The sequence below is a fragment of the Bacillus norwichensis genome, from assembly GCF_014836955.1.
Classification (GTDB): domain Bacteria; phylum Bacillota; class Bacilli; order Bacillales; family Bacillaceae_C; genus Siminovitchia; species Siminovitchia norwichensis.
In genome coordinates this window covers 40,287-65,414 of the sequence record NZ_JACSPV010000015.1, presented here as the reverse complement: position 1 = coordinate 65,414, position 25,128 = coordinate 40,287, and the positions used below count along the sequence as shown (strand labels likewise).

Genomic DNA, 25,128 nt, shown 5'->3' with positions numbered 1-25,128 from the left:
TTATTATGTATAATTCACAGGAACAAATGATTTTAGGTGGACTTGTCATCATCTATTTCCTATTTCTATTTGGCGTTTCCCTTTATATCAATCAGCGAAGCATTAAAACCTATGATGATTATAATGTAGCTGGAAGATCCGTATCCATTTTCCCATTAATTCTGACATTCGTTGGTACAGCTGTCGGCGGGTCAACTTTGCTTGGATATATGGAAAATGGCTATAGCTTCGGTATGGGCCAGCATTGGCTGAACTTCGGAACACTTTTCGCTGGTATCATTTTAATGTTTTTCTTTGTTAAAAAGATCCGTCAATATGGTGAAAAATATGACATGGTGACCATTGCCGATTTTACTACATTGCGCTTTGGTGAAGGTGCTCGTTTTCCAACAGTCATTAGTATTTTAATCGCCTACAGCGCAATTACAGGAATGCAATTTGTTGCGATCGCAACGATTTTGAATTTGACCATTGGACTAAGTATCACAACAGGAATTATCATCAGCTGGATAATGCTGACACTGAAAACGTATTTTGGCGGAATGAAATCTGTCATTTGGCAGGACGCTTTCCACGGTACAATCCAAACCATTGGTATTTTCACATTGTTTGTTGTTGTCATTATTGCATCTGGTGGATGGGGAAATATTACTGAAAATGCCCTTGCAATGAATGAAGGAGCCAACCTAAGTATTTTCAGTATTTCTTCCACTCAAGTTTTCGTCTATTTATTAACCATTGGTGCCTATCAGTTTGTCAGACAAGATCTTTGGCAACGCTTTTGGGCTGCCAAAGACATCAAAACAGCTTCAAGGGGATACTGGATTTCAATTATATTAGCATTCTTAACTGGATTTTTTGTCATTACAATCGGCGTAGCTGGCAAATATGGTTTACAAATGGGCGAAATAAACCCGACATTAAGCTATTATGAAATTATCGGAAATGTTTTCAATTTCCCAATGGTTGTTGTTATGATTATTGCTTTATTAGCTACAGTTATTTCAACAGCTGACTCATTTTTCATGGCAGGAGCTTCCTCCATTGTAAACGATATCATTAAACCTCGTTTGAAAAACCAAAACGATAAAAAGCTCTTATTATATAGTCGTGTTTCAGTCATGCTCGTCTCAGTCTTTTCCTTACTGCTAGCATTATATATTCCACAGCTTGTCAACTTGTGGGTTACAGGAACAGCCATGTTAGTCTCCTCTTTGCTGGCACCGGTCATTTTTGGACTTTTTTGGAAAGGCACAACAAAAGCTGGCGGTACATGGGCGATGTGGATCGGATTAATTATAGCTGTCGTTTGGCAAATGGCAGGACATCCGTTTGGCATCCATCCTGTCTTTATCGGATTGCCGATATCTACTTTGCTAGTTATTGTTATTTCTCTACTGACAAAATCGAACGAAGTGAGCGTATCTCCCGACAAAGAGGCAATCTAGCTTTTCGTTGACGAATCAGCTTCTATAATTTGGTAAGAAAGGGTACCCCGTGCCCTTTCTTACTTTTTTGCAGTTTACGAGAGTATTTTCTCAGGAGGCGAACTGTTTGAAAGCTATTCCGGCAGTGAACGATCGTTATATCTTTTTAATCGTGTCTTTTATTTTCTGGGTTTCACAATTTATCTACGTTCCTGTTTTAGCCCCTTACATTGAATCTTCCGGAGGGAAATATACCTTTGTTGGTCTGGTATTGGGCAGTTATGGAATTATGCAATTAGTATTCAGAATGCCTATCGGAATCTTTTCAGATCTCATTAAAAAGAGAAAGCCGATAGTGATTGCTGGAATGTTAATCTGCGCATTGAGCTGCTTTGTTTTTGCTATTACCAATCATTTAGCTTGGATTTTAGTCGCGAGATCCTTAGCCGGTCTGGCTGCCGCGACATGGGTTATTTTCACAGTCCTTTATGCTGGTTATTTTTCCGACAAACATATCCATCGTGCAATGGGAATGATTTCATTCATCATCGTTTTAGCGCAATTTGCAGGCATGTTTCTCAGTGGCTATTTAGTGGATCACTGGGGATGGAAAACCCCCTTTTGGGTTGGGGCAATCATATGTACAGTTGGAGTCGTGCTATCCTTTTTCATTCATGATTCTCAAGAAAGTCTTCCTAATCAGCCTTTAAAACTGAAAGATTTATTATCTGTTATCACGGATTCCACTTTATTGAAAGTTTCAATGCTTTCGATTGCCGCTCACGGGATTCTCTTCACCACCATGTTCGGTTTCACACCTGCATATGCTTTAAAAATTGGATTTCAGGCACATGAAATTAGTATGGTTGTCATTGCATTTATGGTTCCACATGCGATCTCAGCCATATTGAGCGGAAAATTATTTGTTCCTGTTTTGGGACAATGGAGAACTTTGCAATTTGCTTTTACTTTCGTCGCTTGTTTTACTTTGCTCACACCATTTGTAACAAACAAACTGTTATTTTATCTTTTGCAAGGTCTCAATGGATTTTCATTAGGTATTTTATTCCCCGTTTTATTGGGATTCGCCATTGAAAAAATCCCTTCGCAAAAAAGAGCAACTGCCATGGGCGTATACCAGTCACTATACGCACTGGGTATGTTTATCGGTCCTTTTCTAGCAGGAATATTGAATTCATATGTAGGTATCAGCGGGACCTTCTATTTATCAGGCATATCTGGGGCCCTCGCAATGATTTTAACCTTCCTGTGGGGGGCCAAAGACCAAAATAAATTTTTTTCAAAAGCGCAGCCCAAGTGATAACCTTAGGTCCGCGCTTTTCATCGTTCACACCTTAACAAATCGATAACTAGATATGGCTAAAACAACTGCATTGGCAAGTGTTTTGGGTAAATCCCATTCAATTTAAGCAAACTCTCGCTTATTCATATTCGCATAAAATTATGCAGTAATAAGCAAAATTGGGTTTTAAAAAAGAGATACTTTCTCTCATAAAAATTGAGAGTTTTCATAGTGTTTCCTCGATATTTCTCCAAACAACAAAACATGGCATATTTTTTGCAATGATAAGTTAAACTGTAAACCTTTACAACGGAGAGGTGTAAAAATGAAAGCAGATATTATCATTCAAAGCGATTCTGTTTTTACGGGGCTAAAAGATCATGCAGAACCATTGGTCATCGCAATCAAAGACAATAAAATCATTGACGTTGATACACATGATGCGTTGGAAAAATATGCTGGAGAGGACACCCGAATCATTAACGCGAAAGACAAACTGGTCATGCCAGGATTTTTCGATTCCCACATTCACATCATGGCTGGCAGTCTTTTTAACCATTACGCCGTTCCTTTAAGTGAGGCCGTTTCAGCAGAAGATGCCGCCGAGAAGGTGAAAGCGTATGCAGATAAACACCCCGATGCAGAGTGGATTATTGGAACTGGCTGGGATTCCACAACATGGGACAACAAGGAGTTTCCTGACCGTTATCTGCTTGATCAATATCTTCCTGATCGTCCAGTATTTCTGATTCAAGCAGAAGGTCATTATGGCTGGGTCAATTCAAAAGCGATTAAACTAGCTGGCATTACAAAGGATACTGCCAATCCGGACTACGGAATCATCTATAAGGATGAAGACGGCGAGCCTACAGGCATCCTTATTGAATCCGCCATGTCCCTTGTCGGAAAATACGCCTATGATTTTTCCAACGAACAAAGAAGAGAAATGCTCCAACTGTTCTTGAATCACGCAACAAGCGTGGGCGTGACATCAGTGAATGACCTTTATATGAGCCGGGCCCATGAACAATTGGAAGGCTACTCTGTTTACAAGGAGTTCGATGAGAAGGATCAATTGACCGTAAGAATCCATTTGTATCCGCCTTTAAATGGTGATTTGGAAAAAGCGAATGAATTAAAAGAGACTTTCTCATCTCCGAAACTAAAAATGTCCGGGCTAAAGCAATTCATTGATGGAGTTGTAACCGGGTACACAGCTTATATGCTAGATCCATATAAAGATAGGCCTGAAACACTTGGTGAAGTTGGTTTTCCAAAAGAACAGCTTCAAGAATGGGTGACGGCAGCCGATAAAGAAGGCTACCAAATTAAGTTCCATACAATTGGCGACGGAGCAGTAAGGCTAGGTCTCGATTTATATGAAAACGCTCAGAAAGAAAACGGCAAGAGGGATTCTCGCCATACGCTTGAGCATATCGAGGTCATTTCTCCCGACGATATTCCAAGATTTAAAGAATTGGGAGTCATGCCTTCTGTCCAGCCTTACCATATGGCGTTGATGCCAAGAGAAAGCCATACAGAACGTGTAACAGAGGAAAAATTCCCTTATCTGTATCCAAATGCAACGTTCTTTAATGAAGGTAATGTTATGCCATACAGCAGCGACTATCCGATTGTTCCATTAAACCCAATGCTTGGGCTCTATCACGCAGTCTCCCGAAAAGACTATTCTTTGGAAGAAACTTGGAATGAACAGGAGAAAGTTTCACTTGCACAGGCACTAAAAGCTTACACATACGGCTCTGCCTACAGTGTCTTCAGAGAAAACGAAATCGGCACACTACAAAAAGGCAAGCTAGCAGATATTGTCGTTCTCGATAGAAACTTATTTAATGTTCCAGAGAAAGAAATTTTAGACGCGAAAGTCGAGTTGACAATTACAGATGGTCAACTCGTTTATGAACATTCGTCTGAAACCATATCCTCGTAAGGACTGGAGTTCCTGTTGAGGACTCCCCTTTTCATCACAGTTTTTTTTAAAAGGAGGATTCGCATGCAACAAGAAAAAATGAACCGCTCGCTTACCCTGATACCGGTTGTTCTTTTCGGTTTTTCCTTTATGGCTCTTGCAACCGTATTCAGCACTTATGGCGTAGCGGCTGAGCTATCCCACGGGATGGTCTCAGGATCTTATTTGCTGGCATTGATTGTCATGCTCTTTACAGCCTACAGCTATGGACAAATGGCTAAAGCTGTACCATCAGCTGGTTCCGCATATGCTTATACACAAAAGTCGATCAGCCCATATGTCGGTTTTATGGTGGGCTGGGCTGTATTGATGGATTATCTCTTTATTCCAATGGTCAACTACTTACTGTTTGGGATCTTTTTCTCAGCAGCCTTCCCAGCTGTACCAAGCTATATCTGGATTTTGGGAATGCTTTTACTCGTTACGATTGTCAATGTCAAAGGAATTAAGCTTGCTACAATGGCAAATGCTTTTATCAGTCTTTTCTCTTTATTGTTTATAGTCATTTTTATCGGATTGTCCGCCAAAGATATAATGGGAGGAGCAGGCACAGGTACCATTTTTAATCTTGCACCATTTTACAACCCTGAAGAATCTTTCTCGTACATTGTTGCAGGCGCGGCTCTCCTCTGTTTTTCTTTTCTTGGCTTTGATTCAGCCACAGCTTTTGCAGAGGAAACAATCAATCCGAAGAAGACGATCCCAAGAGCCGTTATCATCATAACCCTTGTAGGCGGCGCAATCTTCATGTCTGTTTCATATTTTGCGCATAATGTATGGCCAGACTATACAACATTTACAAATGCTGATTCAGCTTCTCATGAAATCATTACATCTGTAGGAGGCAAAACTTTAGCCTCTATGTTCCTAGCTGTGTATTTTGTCACGGTTTTTGGATCAGCCATGTCCTCACAGGCAAGTGCATCACGTGTACTGTTTGCAATGGGACGTGACGGTCAGCTTCCAAGGTTTTTCGGAAAGCTTCATCATAAATATCAAACGCCGATTAATAATATTCTTTTAATCAGCGTGATATCTTTGCTTTCTCTCTTTTTAAGCCTGACGCTTGTAGCTTCATTCATTAACTTTGGAGCTTTCATCGCTTTTATCAGTGTCAACATAGCCGTTATCTCCTATTATTTCATCCGGAAAAAAGAGCGGTCTTTCAAAGGGACCATCTTGTATTTAATCTTGCCGGGTATTGGTGCAATTCTTGATCTATGGCTACTCCTTAACTTGGATATTCATTCAAAGGTTTTAGGTAGCATTTGGTTCTGCCTTGGTCTCATTTATCTTTTCTTCTTGACCAAAGGATTCAAACAACGACCACCAGAGCTTCAATTAGGTGCTGCAGAATCATCGTAGAACCACTCAGCTTCGGAAGTAGAAATTTTGCGATAATGGACGTTTTCGTAAACTATCGGGATTATTCTGCCCCTGTCGTCAGCAAAACACCGATTTTTAAGAAATTTTTAGGGAATTTAGAGGATTTTTAGAAAAAAAGAGTGAACTCCCCTTTCTTTTACCAAAGTAAAGGGCTATAATATATAATTGTGCAGAGCACTTTCATAGTAACAACTTTGAAAAGGAGCGATTCTAATGAGCAACGAAACATTGAGACAAGAATTGGTTGAATTGGACAAGAAGTATTTTATTCACCCAACATCTTCATTACAAGACCAACAGGCAAACGGACCAGCTATTATTTTTGATAGAGCTGAGGGTGTTCATTGCTATGACATTAATGGTAAGAAATACCTTGAAGGTATGTCTTCCTTATGGAACGTAAATATTGGATATGGTAGAAAAGAACTTGCTGAAGTAGCAAAAGAACAGCTTGAAAAATGCGCTTACTCTAACAGCTTTTCTGGTTTCAGTAACGAACCTGCTATTCGTCTCGCTGCTAAAATTGCTGAAATGACACCTGGCGACCTAAATGGCGTATTCTTTACTTCTGGTGGTTCTGAATCAAACGATTCAGCATACAAGCTTGTACGTCACTATTGGAAAGTAAAAGGCCAACCTGAAAAAACTAAAATTGTTGCTCGTAAAAGAGCTTATCACGGAGTAGCTTCCGGATCTACAAGTGCTACAGGAATCGAATCATTCCATGATTTCACAACTTCTTTGGCACCAGGATTCATTCACGTTGACCCTGATTCTCCAGAAGCTTTCAGACAATTAATTAAAGAAGAAGGCGCAGACACAATTGCAGCATTCTTAACTGAGCCAATTCAAGGTGCTGGTGGAGTTAACTTTCCTAAAGAAGGCTACCTCAAAGAAATCCGCCAAATCTGTGACGAAAACGACATCTTATTCATCGCTGACGAAGTAATCAACGGATTTGGACGTACTGGAAAAATGTTCGCTTCTGAACACTTTGACATCGTTCCTGATGTATTGCTTCTTGCAAAAGGTATTTCTAGCGGATACGTTCAATTAGGAGCAGTTGTATTACGCGAAACACTCCATAAAGAATTGATTGAACTTTCTAGCGGCGTATTGATGCACGGATTTACTTACAGCGGACATCCAACTGCGTGTGCAGTAGGCTTGAAGAACATCGAAATCATGGAAAACGAAAATATGGTTGAGAATTCTAAAGTAATGGGTGACCTGCTTGCAGAAAAATTAACTGAGCTTCAAAAAGAAACTGACATCATTGGTGAAGTTCGTCACCTCGGTTTACTTGGTGCAATTGAAATCGTTAAAGACCAAGAAACTGGCGAACGTTTTGCTGAAAAGCTTTCAGGTAAAGTTGTAGCTGAAGCAAGAGAACGTGGTCTAATCCTTCGTAATGTTGTTTATTGGGAAAAAGATACTATCGTTTATGCTCCTCCACTTTGCATGACTGAAGAAGATGTAAACGAATTTGTTAGCATCGTCAAAGAATCAGCATTAGAAGTTCAAAAATCACTTTAATTATATGAAAAAAGCGATCCGACTCGGATCGCTTTTTTATTTACCTCATCAGGATTTTCTTCAGATAGGAAATGTGCATTAGACTGAGCTTAGTACCCATTCTATGTGATTTCATTAAAAGCGGTACCCCACTGTAAAAACACTCACCAATAATGGATCGGATTTATCGTTCCTGGATAGTATTCCTACTTTTTTCGATAGTATCTCTCTTTGCCAAAAAGTCTTTCTCCTAAGTCGGACAGTAACTCGGCCAAACTGAACAGTATTTAATTCAAGCAGGATTCTGCTTTTTCCAATAGTATCTCCTCTTAGCCAGGTATCATTTCTGTTAAATTGAACAGTTCGGCTTTTTTGCAAACGCCCGACCAATTTACTTTAAGGATTGCCCCTTCTTCAACCTATAATCACACTTTTTCAACGGACAAATTGAAGGAGAGCTGCCCACGCAGAGCAGCTCTCCTTTTCTACTTTATGACTTCAGCGTTCAGTCTGTAACGCCGCCAAGTCGATTTATTACTAATCCACTTGTGCTTAACCCTTTTACTTCCAATACTCTAAAGTACGCTTTCTCATCGCTTCTCTATTTTGATCTGTTGTTTTTGGCAGGTATTCACCTGTTTGCTGGTCAATAATGATTCCATAGCGACGGATGAGGTCAAGTAGATCTACTTCCCCTTTACGGAACTTTTCCATCACAGTTTCAGGATTTTCTTCAAGCCATTTTTGACGGTTCAAACGGATTAATTCACGTGCGTTCTCCGTTGCTTCTGCATCAATTTCAAAAAGGTCGATTTCACGGTCGATCTCTTTGATGACGACTCCGTAATCCTTTTCTGCACGTTCAATGGATACATATTCGTCAATGACATCTTCAAGGACGGATTTAGGATCTCTTTCAAGAGGGTCGCCAAGTCCGCCTCCCCCCGCAGATGGACGTGTGAAGTAATCACCTTTGCCAACTTTTACATTGGAGAAGATTGTTCCAAGGAATTCTGACTCTTGTCCGCTTCTTTGAAGTTCAACGCCATGCGGTGTAGAAGGAAGTCCGCCAAAAATTCCCCAAGTAACAGAACGAGATCTGTCGCAGCAGTATGACATAACAGCGTCATGAGCCTCTGTAAGGATTCCGCCCTTCTCGACTCCACAACCACCTCGGAATTGACCAGGACCGCCAGAGTCAGTAACAATCTCATGTTTTGTTGTAATAACTGGAGACAGTCGCTCCTGCCCCTCACAAGGCTGGATGCTGAGCCCTACTCCGAATACTGGAGAAGTCGCATTAGCACCATCTTTTATGCTACGGCCCCCATGTCCGCCCGCCATCCAGTCGTACCACATGAAGTAGTTTTCATAGCCTGCCCGCTTGTCATCTCCCCCAATAAGCAGATATTCTAAGTTGAATGAGCAAGCCAAAGCGCGTTCCGGCATAATGTTTGACCATAATTCAAAGCAAGCATTCATAATTTTTTCATAAGCACCTGAACAGAATCCTGTCACCGCTACTGGCCACGGGGCATTTACTACTGAGTTCTCCGGAAGTTCCACATGTACAGCTCTGTAAAAGCCGGAGTTCAAAGGAATATCAGGGAAGAACGTTTTTGTTCCCGCATATGCTGCAGACAGCGACGAACCGAAAGCAGAGTTCAAGAAGCAGCCAATATATTTATGAGAGCCAGACAGATCATAGAAAATCTCATCGTCTTTAATCGTCATTTTCACTTTAATCGGGATCAGACCGTCTCCTATTTCAGGGTCCATATCAATAAAGTCTGTCGTTTCCCATACACCGTCAGGAAGCTCCTTAACTTTTGCACGCGCGAGACGTTCCACATAGTTTTGTACTTCTTCAAACGCAGTTAATACAGTATCAAGACCATATTTTTCAATAAAAGTAATCAGTTGTCTTTCACCTGTTTTAGTTGCTTCCGCTTGCGAACGAAGATCCCCTAATCGTTCTTCTGGAACACGCATATTGGAAACAAGCACGTTCGCAACGTCTTCCAAGTATTCTCCTTTGCTCCAAATCCGAAGCGGCGGAATTCGCATACCTTCTCCATAATGTGTTTTCGCATTGACATCAAAGGAACCAGGAGTAGATCCCCCCATGTCTGCCCAGTGTCCGTTTACCTGCATAAATGAAATCAATTCTCCATTGTAAAATACAGGACGGATGATCCGCGTGTCGTTAAAGTGTGTACCACCACGGTACGGGTCATTTACAATAAAGACATCTCCAGGATGGATATCATCACCGAAATCTTCAATGACTGCTTTTGCAGTTAAATGAAGTGTTCCTACGTGAACGGAAATATCCTGCGTCCCCTGCATAATCGTATTTCCATTGGCATCACATAGTGCTGAACTGAAATCACGATTATAAATTACGAATGAATAGCATGTACGCAACACTTGCTCAGACATTTGGTCAACAAGATTCACAAATCCGTTTTTTAAGACTTCAAATGTTACCGGATCAAGTTTTGTATCGACATTAAACATCATATCTCCCCTTTTTTCGCAGTTTTATTTTAAATTAGCCTTGCTTTTTTAAATACGGCTCATGATGATATTGCGGTATTCATCAATTTTGACAGAATAATCTGGCGGTACAACAATTGTTGAATCGAGCTGTTCGATTACAGCCGGTCCATTAAATTCTGACAGTACAGGGATTTTCGTACGGTCATAGATTTTTGAATCAACTAGTCCTCCAGCCTCTTCAAAGTACACACGGCGTGTTTCTTTTACAGCTTCTTCCAAGCTACCTTGAGGCTCTTCTTTTGTAAATACCGGCTTATTGACTGCACCAATCGCTTCTACGCGCATCCCATAAATTTCAATTCCTTTATCCCTGTCAGCAAATGCGAACTCACGCTCATGCTCAAGATGGAATCTTTCAATCGCTTCATCCAAGGATGTAATTGGACGGTCAATTGTGACAGATAGCGTTCTCCATTGCCCGACATACCGCATATCAATGTAGCGAATCAAATGCATTTGTTCTTCCTCAATACCTTCTTCAACCAACAGCTCAGTCGCTTCTTTTTCCATTTCAATGAATTCTGTTTCCAGTTCTTCTTTCGTTACTTCGGCGACATTGGCAAAATATGTTTTAGTAATGTCATGACGAACGTCAACAAGCAGACAACCCATTGCTGCAGCTACTCCTGGGTGAGCCGGAACGATCACTGTCGGTATCTCCATTTCCCTTGCGAGATCTGCTCCGTGAAGTGCACCTGCTCCACCAAATGCAACTAGGGCAAAGTCGCGAGGGTCATAGCCGCGTCGTACAGAAATCAAGTTAAGTGCGTCGCACATATTAGCATTAGCTACTTGAATCATGGCATTGGCAGCACCGTAGACGTTGTACCCCAACGGTTGAGCCACTCGCTCTTCAATTGCTTTTTGAGACAAATCCTTATCTAGTTCCATTTGTCCGTCAATCAACTTCGTATTCAAACGTCCAAGCACAAGGTTCGCATCCGTGTTTGTCGGCTCAATTCCACCCTGATCGTAGCATGCTGGTCCAGGAACCGCTCCTGCACTGTGAGGACCATTGCGTAAAGAACCCCCGTCATCAATCCAAGAAATACTTCCTCCACCTGCACCGATTGTTAAAATCTCAATGCTTGGGAAACCGATCGGATAACCGTACTCGATATACCAGTCTTTTGTAATCCGTAGTTCATTGTCATACATAAGGGAGATGTCTGTGCTTGTCCCACCCATGTCAAGGCCGATAGCATTTTTAAACCCGCACATATTGGCGATATGCTTACTTGCGATTGCACCTGCGGCAATCCCAGAGCTTGCAAGGCGAGCTGCGTATTTAGGAACCGTTTGGGAAGTCATAACACCACCGCCTGAATGAAGAACGATAATGTCGCCATCATATCCAAGATCTTTCATGTTTTCTTCCAAAGTATTAATATACTTGCTGATAGTCGGTCCAAGTACAGCGTTTACAATCGTCGTACTCATACGCTCATGCTCAAAAATTTCTGGAAGTGTATCCGAAGAAGTACAAATGTATGCTTCAGGAAGCTCTGCTTGCAAAATTTCTTTTGTCTTTTTCTCATTTTCCGCATTTACATATGCATTCATAAAGCAGATAGCAACCGCTTCCACACCCCGCCTTTTTAAAATTCTGGCAAGCTCGCGGATTTCTTCTTCATTCACTTCTTTCAACATTTCACCATCAAACCCAACTCGCTCATCAAGCTCAAAGCGGTCTCTTCTCTTGATGTACGGCTCTGCAACATCGTTATATGCATCCCATAAATCAAGTTTTGTCCCACGTCGGATTTCTGGTACATCACGGAATCCTTTTGTAGTTACAAGAGCAGCTTTTGGAAGCTTACGCTCAATCAACGCGTTTGTTCCAACTGTTGTTCCATGCGAGAACATTTTTATTTTATCGCCAGTCAATTCGGCTTTTACAATACCGTTTAATATCCCTTTTTCAGGGTTTGATGGCGTAGATGAAGTTTTCGTTACATACATTTCTCCAGTAGTTTCATCAAAAACAAACACATCTGTGAAAGTTCCACCAACATCAACTGCAACATGGTAGCCTGTTTTTGTCATTTTACTCATATTTTCGCCTCCGTTATTAATCAATGATCATTTAAGAAAAATACTTTTCAACAGATTCCTCTCCCCTTTTGAGGGCATCACCACCTTTAAGTTCTTTTATTCTTAGATACTTGCTTGTACTTTTTCTATTAGTTTCTCTTTCTCTCGTCTAATCGAAATAGCCTGATCTACTGTGATAGCCTGAAATTTAACTTTTGACATTGGTCTCATTTGAGACAATTTACTAATATCCGGCCAGATGACTGTTCCAATTGTTACGAAGCCGCCACCACCAGTACCATCATTCAATAAAATGATAATCTCTTCCTCATTCGGCACGATGACAGCGCCGATGGGATAGGGGATATCAACAATATTTCCTGGTGTTCCTCCCGAGCCAAATGGCGATTCAATTTCTGAGTAACTGATGTGGCCGCCTTTTGCCCTGCACGCAGTCCGATCCGATTGTGGTTGGATGTTCCAGTGGCTGTTTAAAAAAGATACAAGCCCCTCATCGCGAATTAAGTCACAGGTGATGCCTAAAACAACATGTACTGTTTCCGTTTTCCCAAACTCCGGAATAGCTTCACGGATTAGTTCTTTTCCTATATGCTGAGCAGCTCCAGGTAGTGGTTCGGAAAGTGGGATTTTATCTCCCGCCAGCAATAGTCTTCCAGTGATTCCAGGAAAAACACTAGCGAGACAAGTCGACTTGCTTCCCAGCACTTCTGGAACATCAAATCCTCCTGACACACACAAATAGCTGAATAATCCTTTTTGGATGTGACCAATTTCAAGTACATCGCCTTTTTGAACTTCAAATACTGTCCACATTGGCTGCTCAGCGCCATTTAAAAGTACTTGTACTGGAGCCCCTGTAATAATTGCAGTTGTTTTTTTATGAAATTCGATCGTCGTCCCCTTGACCATCATTTCTAGAGCCGCAACATGGCGCGGATTGCCTAAAAGCAGGTTCCCGAATATGAAGGAGAATTTATCTGCAGCCCCAGCTGGCGGAACTCCCTGATGAAAGTACCCTATCCTTCCCATATCTTGGATTGTTGTACGAATACCTGGTTGAATCAACTCTATCATCGGTCAAACTCCTCTTTCAGTTGTTCTATATACTCTACTCCAAGCTCATCATATTTCGCAGCGGAAAAGGAGACAGGCTTCATTTTATATTCATATGTTCCGTTGATGACCTCTTCTCGAATGTTTTGATATTCCGCTTTTGAAACAGGCCTATACTTCCATAAGTCTCCAGGCCTGGCGAGTACAAAGCTTTCCTTGAACGCTGCAAGCCTTTGATAGACATCGTATACAGGTACAGCGGATCTGCCAATCAACTGATAGCTTCCCGGAGAGTCAGATGGATAGACAACTGAGAATACTCCTCCCAGCCCAACTGCTCTTTCAGGTGTGAAAGGTCTGGGACTTTTATATTTGGGGACCTCAATCATTTCATCCTTTGAAACTGTCAGCGGAAAAGACCAGGCAAGCCCTGGCTTAAAGCCGATCGCCGTCACCAAATAAAGTGGATCAGAGTGACGTTTGATAACTTCTTCCCTGCTTTTAAATCCGCTCAGCTTCATAACATAATCAAAGTTTGATTCAGCGCCCTCCCCGTGATGGCGAGAATACTGAAGAGAAACCTTTCTTGTTTCCACATCATCATATAAAGTGGGGATTTCAATGATTTTGGCATCTACATTTAAGCTTTCTTGTTCGTTCTTCATCCTATCTACATCCCGCAAATAATCTAGTAAATGATGCGGTGAAATGATATTTGGGTCATATCTTACAAGATAGGAAGTATTATTCGGATAAATTTCAGTGATGCCAGGAATATTGCGTCTGCTTAATTCTTTTGTAATGGAAAGGGCCTTTAAAGTACTTTCAATCTTCATTTCCCGGGAAATTTCGGCAAAAATATACTCATCTCCACAAAAATCGAACTTTGTCTCAGAAAAGAAAATCATGAGCCGCACCTCCCGGTACTTGATCGCCATTAAACCTTTTCATCCGCCTGCTGACAGTCGATATGCTGACTTCAAGTGCTTTCGCCGCATCCGTAGCTGTACCATATTTTTCTACAGCCAGCTCGATTAGCTGCTTTTCTGTCTCCTCGACTGCTTTTTTCAATGGGATAATGCCTTTGATTGTCAAAAAACCCTGTTCATTGGAGTCTGTTTCCCACAGTACGCGGTAAACATCTTTTTCTGAAATTTCTTCCTCCTTGGAAATGACAATCAATCTTTCGATAACGTTTCGAAGTTCTCTAATGTTTCCTGGCCATTGGTAGCTCTCCAGAAGATTTAAAGCATTCGTCGAGATCTTCTTTTCTCGTCCATTTTGCTCATTTAATTCTTCTAAGAAGTTTACAGCCAAAGGAGAGACATCTTCCTTTCGATTCCTTAGCGCAGGTATTTTGATTGGAACGACATGAAGACGATAATACAGATCCTCCCGGAACTCCTTTTTCTGAACCATTTGCCGTAAATTCTTATTTGATGCCGCTAGAACTCTTACATTAATTTTTATGGGCACTGTTGAGCCGACACGTATGACCTCTCTCTCCTGCAATACGCGCAGCAGCTTCACTTGCATAGAATAAGGAAGTTCAGAAACTTCGTCTAAAAAAACAGTCCCTTCATGGCCTTGTTCAAAGAGCCCGATTCTTTTGGATTCGGCGCCAGTAAAGGCTCCCTTCTCATGGCCGAATAATTCGCTTTCAATCAAATGTTCCGGAATCGCTCCACAATTAATGGCCACAAACGAACCAGACGACCGATCGCTCAATTGATGAATTCTTCGTGCAATGACCTCTTTCCCAACTCCTGATTCCCCTGAAATCAAAACAGTAGAATCCAGTGGTGCAACCGATTTCACCTCTTCCATAAGAGCAGTCATCTCAGAGGAGCGGTAAATAACAGGTTCACTATGAAACTCAGCAGCACCTTCCGACTTAATGAAAGATTTTTCCTCCGTAGAAATATCTTTGGATAAAACAATGATTCTTTTAATCTTGCCATCTTCCATCACAGGAGTAGCTGTCGAAAGGACTGTTCCATTTTTCCCCTTCTGCGTCAACATGACCCTGCTGTTTTTTTCAATGCAGGTAGAAATGATATTCGGGGTAAAAATACCTCTTTTTTCTAAATCCGCTGCACTTTCCCCTATCAATTCACTATGTTCAATATCTCCCCAAAAATTACTAAAAAATGCCCCTGCAACTTTAGTGATAATTCCATTAGAATTCGCTACTATAATTTGCTCATTGGACAGCGAATAAATTGTTTGGAGATCCTCATTCATTTCCCGGACAAAATCAATTTCATGCACCGCTTCTTCCAGTTGATCCTTCAGATAGAAGTTGTGAATGATGCCGATAATTTTACCGCTTTCATAGATAGGAGAAAATTGTCCGGAAATGGCTTTGAAATTAAACGTATTTTCTACCCCAAACCATTTTTGGCCTTCCAGCACCTCATCAAAAGATGTATCCATTCGAATCAGCTTTCGATAATCGCGCCCTTGGATGACCGACCTCTTCATACCTAAGATCTGTTCCGCTTTTTCATTCATGAAAATGACATGGAAAGATGCATCCATTGTGACGATGCCCATTTCGGCATTGTTCAGTGCGTCGTTGAAGTTTTTCAATTGAACTTCGCTTAAGTACCGATTTAAATGATCCATAATCATATAACCGGTTGGCCGATTGACTAGATCAGCACCTATGACCAAATAGCAATTATGAATATGCTTAGCAGCTGCCTCTTCCCGGACGAACAAAAAGTCCTTTTCCGGTTTGATTTTGCTAGCAGGGCCCCCTTTTTCTTTCATCATCTGGTTTAATAGCGACAAAGGAGTCACATAACCAATGATCTCTTCATCCTCTAAAACAAAACCAACTTCTGCCTCTTCTTCTTTCAGAAGTGCAAAAACATGTTGAACCGTCATATCAGAATTAACGAAAAGTCTGATAGGTTGCAGTACACCTTTCCAATCCCAGTGCATGTATGTTCCTCCGATTCTTCGCATTCTTTTAAAAGTGACGGCATGCTTTATACCTTTTCAATATTGCAAGATGCATGCCAATTCATCAGAATCATCTTTTTTTCGACAAAGACAACGTTTTCAATAGTTTCAAAGATGATTGATACATTATTAATTTTGCACTATTGCAAAATGATTTGCAATAGTGCAAACCAAAAAGACATCTGGAAATCTTCATTTAGGTTTATCTAGTCATTTAAGTATCGTGTTTGATTACAAAAAGGAAAGGGGTATACAAATCAAAGAATCCCCTATTACACATAAAGCGAATAGAGGATTCTTAATAAAAATCACATTGAAATTTGTGGTTTGATTTGCCCGCTGTCATCCTTACGCTGTTTTTGGATAAACCAAATACCCAATAGGATAGCTGCGCCAACGAAGTCGCTGATGGTTTCTGGGAAGATCATCATGAGTCCACCAGCAAAAAGGGCCAGTCTCTCCCACATTAATGAATTCCGAGCGTAAAACCCAACGACCGCACTGCTGATACCAGCCATCCCGATTAATGAGGTGGCGATGGCAAATATAAGCGCTAAAGGCGTTACATCCACCAAAACTAAAATTGGATTATAAATAAAAATGTATGGAACGATAAAAGCTGCAATAGCAAGCTTTACCGCAATGACTCCTGTTTTAAATGGGTTGCCCCTGGCAATGCCCGCTCCAGCATAAGCAGCCAAGCAGACCGGTGGAGTGATGTCCGCCACAATCCCAAAATAGAATACAAACATATGAACTGCAATAGGCGCCAAGCCGAACTCATTGATAAGAGCCGGTGCTGCGACCGTTGCTGTAACTACATAATTTGCGGTTGTTGGAAGACCCATTCCAAGAATGATACAAGCAATCATTGTAAAGAAAAGAGCCAAAATTAAATGTCCGCTCGATAAAGCGATAATTCCTGAAGCAAATTTGGCACCAAGTCCCGTCATGCTGACAACCCCAGCAATAATCCCAGCAGTTGCTACAGCTGCAATAACCGGCAGTGCTACCCTGGCACCCTGTTCAAGCACTTCAAAGATTTTCCGAATAGAAAGCCTTGTGTCTTTCCTAACCAAGCTTACGATGAATACAGCTCCAATTCCCAGCAGCGCCGCCCTTTGCGGAGTAAATCCCGAGAGAATCGTGCCGATCATGACTACAACCGGCAAAAGCATAAATCCATTTTTCAGCATTAAATCTTTGAATACTGGCAGTTGCGATTTCGGCAAGCCAAAAATCTTCAACCTTTTCGCTTCGAAATGAGTCCCGATAAAAATGCCTGTAAAATATAGAACAGCTGGAATCATAGCTGCAAGCATGATAGTGGAATAGGGAACACCAAGGTATTCCATCATGATAAAGGCTGCTGCTCCCATAATCGGTGGCATAATCTGTCCGCCTGTTGATGCTGAAGCCTCTGTTGCCCCTGCAAACTCAGGAGTAAACCCTGATTTTTTCATCATAGGGATTGTAAAAGAACCAGAGGCAACCGTATTTCCGACAGAGCTCCCGGAAACCATACCTTGCAGGGCACTGGCAACAACAGCTGTCTTTGCAGTCCCTCCCGTAAAACGTCCAGTCAGCGAAAAGGCTAGATCATTAAAAAACTGACCGATTTTTGTGTGGACAAGCATGACACCAAAAAATAGAAAGAGAAAAATAAATTTGGCCGAGATTTGGACAGGTGTTCCAAAAACACCACTCTCCTGATACCAAAGATTTGGAGCAATCCTATCTACAGAGAATCCCGGATGCGACAAGATCGTTGTCGGAATGTGCTTGCCGAAAATAGCGTATAAAATAGTGATGCTCGCCACAATAACAATAGGTACCCCTACCGTTCTGCGGGTCGCTTCCAAAACGAGGAGAATCCCTATAATGGATATAATAATATCAATCGTAGTATATCCAGTGATCCTGCTTTTTAAAATTGAGTCAAAGAAGAAGATTTTGTGGTAAGTGACATACATGGCAGTGAATGCCAACACGACATCATACCAAGGAACTTTCTTTTGTACCTTGTGCATTCCTTTCTTAGCAGGGAAAAGCAAATAGATAATTCCAAGAGCTGTACCCAAATGGATCGCACCCTGCTTTTGGGAAGGCAAGGTTCCAAAATAACCAGTGTATAAATGGAACACTGTCAAAGAAACTCCTAGAAGTGTAACAATCCATGCCCATTTCCCAATTGAAGTCCTAAACTGATTCTCTCTATCATACTTCTCTAGTATTTCCTGGGCATCCAGATGTTCCTTCTCTTTCATAAAGACACCTCACTCCAAGTTAATTGCGAAAAGCGCTAACAGCCCTTTCAAAGTGAAAAAAGGGATGACGGTATGTACAATCATCCCTTTTCCACCCCTTTTATAAAATCAAATGCGCCTTGGCGTATTTGATTTTATCAAGCTCCACTCGATAAATTTCCTCTGAAAAATCTGTGGAATCCGCCAAAGGCTTTAACTTTTTTCAGTTAGGCTTCATCTCACCACTTACAGAAGTGGGAGACTTCTGCTAAATGAAGGTTAAAACACTTCGTGATAAGGTATGTCAGTTTCTACCATTGATTCAATGATAAAGGCCGAGTGCTACTGTAATATAAGAACTTCTACCTCATCTTGCACCAGCTTTTTTTATTTCAGATCATCCAAACTCTTAATTCCTGTTTTTTCACGTGTGACAATTTGGACGACTTCAGGATAAATATGACCGATGAAAGCGGCATTCTCCACTTGCGCCCCTTCAAAGTCACCTTTTCCTTCAATCGCTGAAAGTGCAGGCACATGGACAGTCATCCCCAGATCCATGTTTCCATCACGAATACTTGCAAGGTTTTCAATGGAAGCACCTGTTTCAGTGTTCGTTACGTTAACGCCATCGATATGTTTATTCCAAATATTAGCCATCTCTCCCCCGAGTGGATAATAAGTTCCTCCCTGGCTTCCAGTGCCGAGAATCAACTCATTCTTTCTATCTTTTTTATTAGCCTTAAGTTCAGCCACAGGGTTATCAACTTTCAATCCTTGTTCTTCATAATATTTCTTGGCACCTGGATGAATAGGTAGCCCTTCCGCCCCATTCAACGCATTTTCCAGTGTCATTTGCTTAGCCTGATCATGCGTGTTTTCACTCGCATTCTCAACCATGATTTTGGCAAGTTCATATCCAAGTTCTTCATCGATCGTATCTGCGTTCCCCATTAAAACAGCATAAGCAGTTACTGTTTCGACATCTGCATCAAGAAAATCATACGTGTCTTTCGGAATGGTGTGTCGCTTGTATCCGCTATTCTCCTCAATATACTTGATTGCCTCATCAGAAAGACCAAGCATTTTAACATCGCCGGCCGAGGCTTGCAGGCTCTCAATGCTTCCAGCTGGTAAACCAAGGATTCCTATTGATACTTCAATATTCCCATCTTGGACTCCATCAGCCGCATCTCCAAAAGCTTCCTGAAAGGCCTCATAATCTCCTTCTTCAATACTGTAAGCTTCCATAATCAGTTTTGAAACAGAGTTTGTTTCACTGGCAGGCGGCCCGATCGCTATTTTCTTCTTGCCACCTCCGCCTCCACCACCACTTGAGCCACTGCTGCATGCTGCAAGCAATGCGGCGATCATGAATAGTACTGCAATGAACGAAATTCTTTTTTTAGTAAACATCCATTTTCCCCCTTCATACAATTTTATATATTTCTTCTAACATTGACACCGCTTTCATAAACTTATAAAAAAATAAAAACTAGTACTGACGTCTATTAGTATATCAAAATTATATTCACACTTCAATAAAATATTCAGACATCTTAATTTTTCAAAGTTTGAATATCCGATATTTTATTAAGAAGCAGGCGGTCAAAGATTCAACCGCCTGTTAACCAAACTATGACGCTACTGCCATATCTTTATGCTTTTTCACCTTAAATAGCTGGATAACAAAAATGATCACTATAATAGAAACACCGATCACATCCTGCATCATATTTGGAGTGATCAATAAAACAGAACCAACAAGTGATAGTATTCTAAACAGCCAATTCATCTCAGTGAATAAAAAGCCCTCTGCTGCAACTCCCAACATAATTACCCCTACTATGGAAGTGACAGTGACGATCGCACCTTCGAAAAATGTTGTATCAATCATCAACAAAGAATGATTATATACAAAAGTGAATGGCACGATAAACCCGGCGATCGCCAGTTTCATAGAGACAAATCCCGTTCGCATTGGACTACCTCCCGAAATACCGGCAGCTGCAAACGCAGCAAGAGCAACCGGAGGAGTAAGATTCGCAAACAGACCAAAATAAAAGACGAACATATGCGCAACAAACGGTGGAACGCCTTGCTGTACAAGTGCAGGTGCTGCCATTGTTGCAGTGATGATATATGTCGGGATACTAGGCAGCCCCATGCCTAAAATAATACAAGCGATCATTGTAAACACTAAGGTCAAGAACAAGCTGTCTCCACCAACAGCAACGATTCCGCTTGCAAGCTTCAAACCGAAACCTGTAAGTGTAGCCACACCAACAATAATTCCAACCGCAGCACATGCTACAGCAACAGACAACGCTGAACGCGCACCGTCTTCCAACGCTCCCATGATGTCTTTGAAAGACATTCTAGTTGTTTTTCTTAGTTGCGCGGCAAGAACCGTGACAACAATAGTCCAGAACGCGGCAAATATAATTGTTTTACCACTAAAGAAAAGCATATAAATCAAGAACAGAAGCGGTAGGAACAAATGTCCTCGCTCTTTCATAACATCTGAAACCTTCGGAAGTTCTGATTTCTTAATACCTTGCAGACCATCTTTTGATGCTCTTAAATGAATCTGCGTGATGATACCCAAATAATATAGTCCCGCGGGTAAAATGGCGGCAACAGCCACTTGAGAATATGGCATATTAAGCATCTCTGCCATGATAAAAGCGGCAGCACCCATGACCGGAGGAAGAATTTGTCCACCTACCGAAGCTGTCGCTTCAACAGCCCCAGCAAAATCCTTTTTATAACCGATTTTTTTCATTAGAGGAATGGTAAATGCACCCGTTGTAACAACGTTGGCTATCGCAGATCCGTTGATACTTCCCAACAGCCCGCTTGCCATAACGGCCACTTTTGCAGGTCCTCCTTTTGTATGACCTGCAACCGCAAGGGCGAAGTCGTTAAAAAACTGTCCCATTCCTGACCTTCCCAAAACAGCTCCAAAAAGAATGAATAGAAAAATGTATGTCGCAGATACACCAACTGCTGTTCCAAATATTCCTTCCGTCGTCACATAAAGCTGATTGACGACCATATCCCATTCATAGCCCCTGTGCCGGAATATGCCAGAAAAACTGCGACCATATAAAGCATAAAGGAAAAATAAAATAGCAAGCAATGGAAGTGCCCAGCCAGTCACCCTGCGTGCAGCTTCCAAAACAAGGATTACAAGTAGGACACCGAAAGCAACATCCATGCCGTTCGGGATCCCGCCCCTTTGAATAATTCCCAAATAATCCGCAAAAATATAGACAGCCGTGGATATAGATAAAATAGCTAAAATAGCATCAAACCAGTTCAGCTTGCTTCTGCTCATCTTTTTGCTTGCCGGATATAATAAAAAGATCAAAACGAGGACAAGTGCTACGTGAATAGCCCGGTGTTTGATGGTAGCAGGAGCTCCGAAAACAGATGTGTATAAATGATATAATGAAAAACCGACTGCGATGATAGAAATTAACAATGTCATGTACTTATTTTTAAATATACGGAAGCGTGATTCCGCATCGTACTTCTCTAAAATTTCCACATGACCTTGTTCCATGTCGGCTTCCTGTCCAATTGTTTCTTTTTTCATTATTGTCACCCCTTCTCTATGATCATCTCCACTTTATGATGATGAGGAATATCATCAGGCAGCAGAAGTTTTGTTCCATTTCTATATACTGTCAATTCAGCCAGCTGGGAATGAATCCAATAATAAGCTGACTTCTTCTCATTCAAATCTTCCATGACCACAAAGCCGTCTTTGATTGAAACTTTCCCACCCTTATCATTCGGAACTCCAGCTCCAAATGATTGGAAACGCGTTTCAGTCAACGTGAACGTTCTATCTTTTTCAATTTTTAATTTTTCTTCCCAAATGGTTCTCTCAACTGAATGTCTCCAATGTATAACGATTTCATCGCCTGGGTTGACTTCTTTTCTTATATATTCAGTTCCATCTTCTTGATCCTTCAAGACAAGTTCAAGGGTTCGATGCTTGTCATACAAAAAAACGAATAAAAGAATAAAACAAATAATAGCGACAATCAATAAGCTCTTTTTATGAAGAAGGAGCTGGAGCCAGCTCCTTCTTGTCTTTGTTTGACTGTTTATTTTATAACGCCTTCTTCTTTATAATACTTCTCTGCGCCCGGATGCAATGGAATGCCAAGTCCCTCTGGAGCATTCTTCACATCAATATCTTCTGCTGCACTGTGGGCATTTTTCAAAGTATCGAGATTTTCATAAATCGCTTTCGTAATATGGTACACTTCTTCTTCTGATAAGTCCTTGCTTACAATCAACGCATTTGTGATAGATATTGCTGGAATATCTTCCTTATTGCTGTATGATCCCGCTGGGATTTTCGCTTCTTTCAGATAAGAGTACTTCTCAGTCAAATATTTCATAGCATCATCTTCAATTGGAAGAAAGTTAACGCCGTGCGTTGTTTCCAGGTCCATAATGGCAGAGTTCGGAATACCACTGCTTAGAATTGCAGCATCAATAATACCATTTTTCATTTGTTCCGCCGCCTCTGCAAAAGACAAGTAGTCTGGAGTAATATCGTCATAACTCATTCCATGACCTTCCAACAGAACCCGTGCAGCAAGCTCAGTACCGGAGTTTGGTGCACCAACAGCAATCTTTTTCCCTTTTAGATCTTTGAAAGATTTAATACCAGAGTCTTCTGTAGCAATGATTTGCAGAAAGTTTGGATAAAAAGAAGCAAGCGCTCTTAAATCCTTTTTCGCTCCTTCTTTTTCAAATGCACCCGATCCTTCATACGCCTGGAATCCTGTATCCCCAGTGATAAAAGCTAGTTCAGCACGATCACTTAGAATCAAATTGACATTTTCAACCGAAGCTTGCGTTGCCTGGACTGAAGCATCAATTCCAAGGTTATCTTCCAAAATCGTTGCAAGCGCTCCCCCTAATGGGTAGTAAACTCCGGAAGTTCCACCAGTCGCAATCGTAACGAACAAGTCATCAAAGGAAGCTTCTCCGTCTTTTTCCTTGCTGCCAGAGGCACCCTTATCTTTGCCTCCACATGCCGCTAAAACAAGTATTAGAGCAAATAATAAAACCGATAATCTTTTCATCTCTCTTGACCCTCCATAGTAAATTGACTTCTTGAAACATAATTGCAAAATCCATGCCAATTCAGGAATCCCGTCATTTCAAGCGCTTCCATTTTTAGAAACCGCAAAAAGCGGCAAAAAATTCCGCTTACAGGAATGTTTTGCCGCTTTCTTTGTAATTTTTCAATTTTTCTCGCAGTCCGCGCTCACTAATTCCCAGCATTTCAGCCGTTTTCTTTCGGTGGTTTCCATTCTTCTTCAGTGTTGCCAGTATCACTTTTTCTTCAATTTCTTTCAACGGAATTCCCGCCAATCTTTCAGCTGCCGCTTCAATGGAATCAGCCGCTTCTTCCTGATGTACCGGCTTTTGGGTATAACGTCTCGGCAAATCCATCAAACCATGACTGTCTAGCTTTTCCACAATCATGGCCGACTCTACGATATTGGCCAATTCGCGTATATTCCCGGGATAATCATAGTTTAAGAGCCATTTTAATGCTTCTTCAGAAAAGCCCTTCACCCTTTTGCTCAATTCTTTATTGAACTCTTCAATAAAATACTGAATCAAGAGCGGCAAATCTTGCCGCCTTTCTCTCAGAGGTGGCAAATTAATCTCCAAGACATTGAGGCGGTAATACAAATCTTCTCTAAAGATGCCCTCTCCTACTGCTTTCTTTAAATCCCTGTTCGTTGCTGCAATGATTCTTACATTGAGCTTAACCGGCTTATTGGCCCCGAGCGGAGTCACTTCCCGCTGTTGGATGACCCGAAGAAGCTTAGCTTGAAGCGCTAACGGCATTTCCCCAATTTCATCGAGAAAAATAGTTCCGCCTTCGGCAAGCTGAAATTTTCCCTCCCGTTTAAACATAGCGCCGGTAAAAGCGCCCTTCTCATGGCCGAACAGTTCGCTTTCAAGCAAATTTTCTGGGATAGCGGAGCAGTTAACCACCTCAAAATGCTCCCTCTTTCTTTTTCCAGAATAATGAATAGCTCTTACAACCAGTTCCTTACCTGTACCGCTTTCCCCTGTAACTAGTATATTGGAATCGATATCTTTCACCTTATCGATCAATTCGAAAACGCTTTTCATCGCGGGGCTGTTTCCGATAATTCCTTCATATGCGTATTTCTTTTCAAGTTCCTGACTTAAATATTCAACCTTTTTATTAAGCTCCTGAAATTTTACAGCCTGCCGCATTGTAGAAAACAGCTCTTCCATATGAAGTGGCTTTGTTAGATAGGAATATGCGCCCTTTTTAATCGCTTCCACCGAAGAAGAAATCGAACCGTACGCGGTCATCATGACCACAACGGTGGAAGGCTGGACAACCTTGATTTCCTCCAATATCTCAAGCCCGTTTACAGCTCCGATTTTCAAATCCAACAGGCAAAGATCAAATTCTTGTTCTTTTAACATCGCAAGCCCTTTATAAGGATCCACAGTTGCCTGCACATCAAATTCGTCTTCCAAGGCGAATTTCAATGAAGAGCAGATGGCCTGTTCGTCATCAATGATTAAAACTTTCATTCT

16 protein-coding genes are annotated in these 25,128 nt (G+C 41.4%); 5 read left to right on the top strand and 11 right to left on the bottom strand.

Annotation, left to right across the window (positions count from 1 at the left end; translation table 11 throughout):
• The first annotated feature begins 5 nt into the window (after nucleotides 1-5).
• The 5 genes from H9631_RS10650 (at nucleotide 6) to H9631_RS10630 (ending at nucleotide 7,642) form a co-directional block, all read left to right on the top strand.
• Nucleotides 6-1,448 (top strand): sodium:solute symporter family protein, encoded by a 1,443-nt coding sequence (locus H9631_RS10650; protein ID WP_191812603.1) that lies wholly within the window; start codon nucleotides 6-8, stop codon nucleotides 1,446-1,448.
• A 106-nt stretch (nucleotides 1,449-1,554) separates the two neighbouring features.
• On the top strand, nucleotides 1,555-2,748 hold the full coding sequence (locus H9631_RS10645) for an MFS transporter (protein ID WP_225220976.1): 1,194 nt from the start codon (nucleotides 1,555-1,557) through the stop codon (nucleotides 2,746-2,748).
• A gap of 307 nt (nucleotides 2,749-3,055) precedes the next feature.
• Entirely contained in the window at nucleotides 3,056-4,681 is a 1,626-nt protein-coding gene (locus tag H9631_RS10640; RefSeq protein WP_191812601.1) for an amidohydrolase, read from the top strand.
• A gap of 63 nt (nucleotides 4,682-4,744) precedes the next feature.
• Nucleotides 4,745-6,085 carry an APC family permease gene (locus tag H9631_RS10635; RefSeq protein ID WP_191812599.1) on the top strand — a complete coding sequence of 447 codons (1,341 nt, stop codon included), beginning with the start codon at nucleotides 4,745-4,747 and terminating at the stop codon, nucleotides 6,083-6,085.
• A gap of 234 nt (nucleotides 6,086-6,319) precedes the next feature.
• Nucleotides 6,320-7,642: an aminotransferase family protein gene (locus H9631_RS10630; RefSeq protein ID WP_191812598.1), complete on the top strand. Its 1,323-nt coding sequence runs from the start codon at nucleotides 6,320-6,322 to the stop codon at nucleotides 7,640-7,642.
• Nucleotides 7,643-8,182: 540 nt separating this feature from the next.
• On the opposite strand, the gene H9631_RS10625 is transcribed toward H9631_RS10630, so the two are convergent.
• The 11 genes from H9631_RS10625 to H9631_RS10575 form a co-directional block, all read right to left on the bottom strand.
• A complete protein-coding gene (locus H9631_RS10625) occupies nucleotides 8,183-10,141 on the bottom strand; it encodes a hydantoinase B/oxoprolinase family protein (RefSeq protein ID WP_191812596.1) in 1,959 nt (652 codons plus the stop codon).
• A gap of 48 nt (nucleotides 10,142-10,189) precedes the next feature.
• Nucleotides 10,190-12,238: a hydantoinase/oxoprolinase family protein gene (locus H9631_RS10620; protein ID WP_191812594.1), complete on the bottom strand. Its 2,049-nt coding sequence runs from the start codon at nucleotides 12,236-12,238 to the stop codon at nucleotides 10,190-10,192.
• Nucleotides 12,239-12,340: 102 nt separating this feature from the next.
• The gene (locus H9631_RS10615; RefSeq protein WP_191812592.1) at nucleotides 12,341-13,312 is read right to left on the bottom strand and encodes a 5-oxoprolinase subunit C family protein; all 972 of its coding nucleotides are present in this window, start codon (nucleotides 13,310-13,312) and stop codon (nucleotides 12,341-12,343) included.
• The gene (locus H9631_RS10610) at nucleotides 13,309-14,199 is read right to left on the bottom strand and encodes a 5-oxoprolinase subunit B family protein (RefSeq protein ID WP_191812589.1); all 891 of its coding nucleotides are present in this window, start codon (nucleotides 14,197-14,199) and stop codon (nucleotides 13,309-13,311) included. The genes H9631_RS10615 and H9631_RS10610 overlap by 4 nt, the downstream gene beginning before the upstream one ends.
• A complete protein-coding gene (locus H9631_RS10605; protein ID WP_191812587.1) occupies nucleotides 14,183-16,240 on the bottom strand; it encodes a sigma 54-interacting transcriptional regulator in 2,058 nt (685 codons plus the stop codon). The genes H9631_RS10610 and H9631_RS10605 overlap by 17 nt, the downstream gene beginning before the upstream one ends.
• A gap of 329 nt (nucleotides 16,241-16,569) precedes the next feature.
• On the bottom strand, nucleotides 16,570-18,528 hold the full coding sequence (locus tag H9631_RS10600) for a TRAP transporter permease (protein ID WP_191812585.1): 1,959 nt from the start codon (nucleotides 18,526-18,528) through the stop codon (nucleotides 16,570-16,572).
• Between the two features lie 366 nt (nucleotides 18,529-18,894).
• Entirely contained in the window at nucleotides 18,895-19,923 is a 1,029-nt protein-coding gene (locus H9631_RS10595; protein WP_191812584.1) for a TAXI family TRAP transporter solute-binding subunit, read from the bottom strand.
• Between the two features lie 220 nt (nucleotides 19,924-20,143).
• Nucleotides 20,144-22,108, bottom strand: coding sequence for a TRAP transporter permease (locus H9631_RS10590; protein WP_191812582.1), 1,965 nt, complete (start codon nucleotides 22,106-22,108; stop codon nucleotides 20,144-20,146).
• Between the two features lie 5 nt (nucleotides 22,109-22,113).
• On the bottom strand, nucleotides 22,114-22,566 hold the full coding sequence (locus tag H9631_RS10585) for a DUF1850 domain-containing protein (RefSeq protein ID WP_191812579.1): 453 nt from the start codon (nucleotides 22,564-22,566) through the stop codon (nucleotides 22,114-22,116).
• A gap of 59 nt (nucleotides 22,567-22,625) precedes the next feature.
• Nucleotides 22,626-23,618 (bottom strand): TAXI family TRAP transporter solute-binding subunit, encoded by a 993-nt coding sequence (locus tag H9631_RS10580; RefSeq protein ID WP_191812577.1) that lies wholly within the window; start codon nucleotides 23,616-23,618, stop codon nucleotides 22,626-22,628.
• A gap of 127 nt (nucleotides 23,619-23,745) precedes the next feature.
• On the bottom strand, nucleotides 23,746-25,125 hold the full coding sequence (locus tag H9631_RS10575; protein WP_191812575.1) for a sigma-54-dependent transcriptional regulator: 1,380 nt from the start codon (nucleotides 25,123-25,125) through the stop codon (nucleotides 23,746-23,748).
• Between the last annotated feature and the right edge of the window lie 3 nt (nucleotides 25,126-25,128).

Bases quoted from the DNA above. Each gene is read 5' to 3' on its own strand.
- H9631_RS10650 (WP_191812603.1), top strand. From the start codon at position 6: ATGTATAATTCACAGGAACAAATGATTTTAGGTGGACTTGTCATCATC.
- H9631_RS10640 (WP_191812601.1), top strand. From the start codon at position 3,056: ATGAAAGCAGATATTATCATTCAAAGCGATTCTGTTTTTACGGGGCTA.
- H9631_RS10635 (WP_191812599.1), top strand. From the start codon at position 4,745: ATGCAACAAGAAAAAATGAACCGCTCGCTTACCCTGATACCGGTTGTT.
- H9631_RS10630 (WP_191812598.1), top strand. From the start codon at position 6,320: ATGAGCAACGAAACATTGAGACAAGAATTGGTTGAATTGGACAAGAAG.
- H9631_RS10625 (WP_191812596.1), bottom strand. From the start codon at position 10,141: ATGTTTAATGTCGATACAAAACTTGATCCGGTAACATTTGAAGTCTTA.
- H9631_RS10620 (WP_191812594.1), bottom strand. From the start codon at position 12,238: ATGAGTAAAATGACAAAAACAGGCTACCATGTTGCAGTTGATGTTGGT.
- H9631_RS10615 (WP_191812592.1), bottom strand. From the start codon at position 13,312: ATGATAGAGTTGATTCAACCAGGTATTCGTACAACAATCCAAGATATG.
- H9631_RS10610 (WP_191812589.1), bottom strand. From the start codon at position 14,199: ATGATTTTCTTTTCTGAGACAAAGTTCGATTTTTGTGGAGATGAGTAT.
- H9631_RS10605 (WP_191812587.1), bottom strand. From the start codon at position 16,240: ATGCACTGGGATTGGAAAGGTGTACTGCAACCTATCAGACTTTTCGTT.
- H9631_RS10600 (WP_191812585.1), bottom strand. From the start codon at position 18,528: ATGAAAGAGAAGGAACATCTGGATGCCCAGGAAATACTAGAGAAGTAT.
- H9631_RS10595 (WP_191812584.1), bottom strand. From the start codon at position 19,923: ATGTTTACTAAAAAAAGAATTTCGTTCATTGCAGTACTATTCATGATC.
- H9631_RS10590 (WP_191812582.1), bottom strand. From the start codon at position 22,108: ATGAAAAAAGAAACAATTGGACAGGAAGCCGACATGGAACAAGGTCAT.
- H9631_RS10580 (WP_191812577.1), bottom strand. From the start codon at position 23,618: ATGAAAAGATTATCGGTTTTATTATTTGCTCTAATACTTGTTTTAGCG.
- H9631_RS10575 (WP_191812575.1), bottom strand. From the start codon at position 25,125: ATGAAAGTTTTAATCATTGATGACGAACAGGCCATCTGCTCTTCATTG.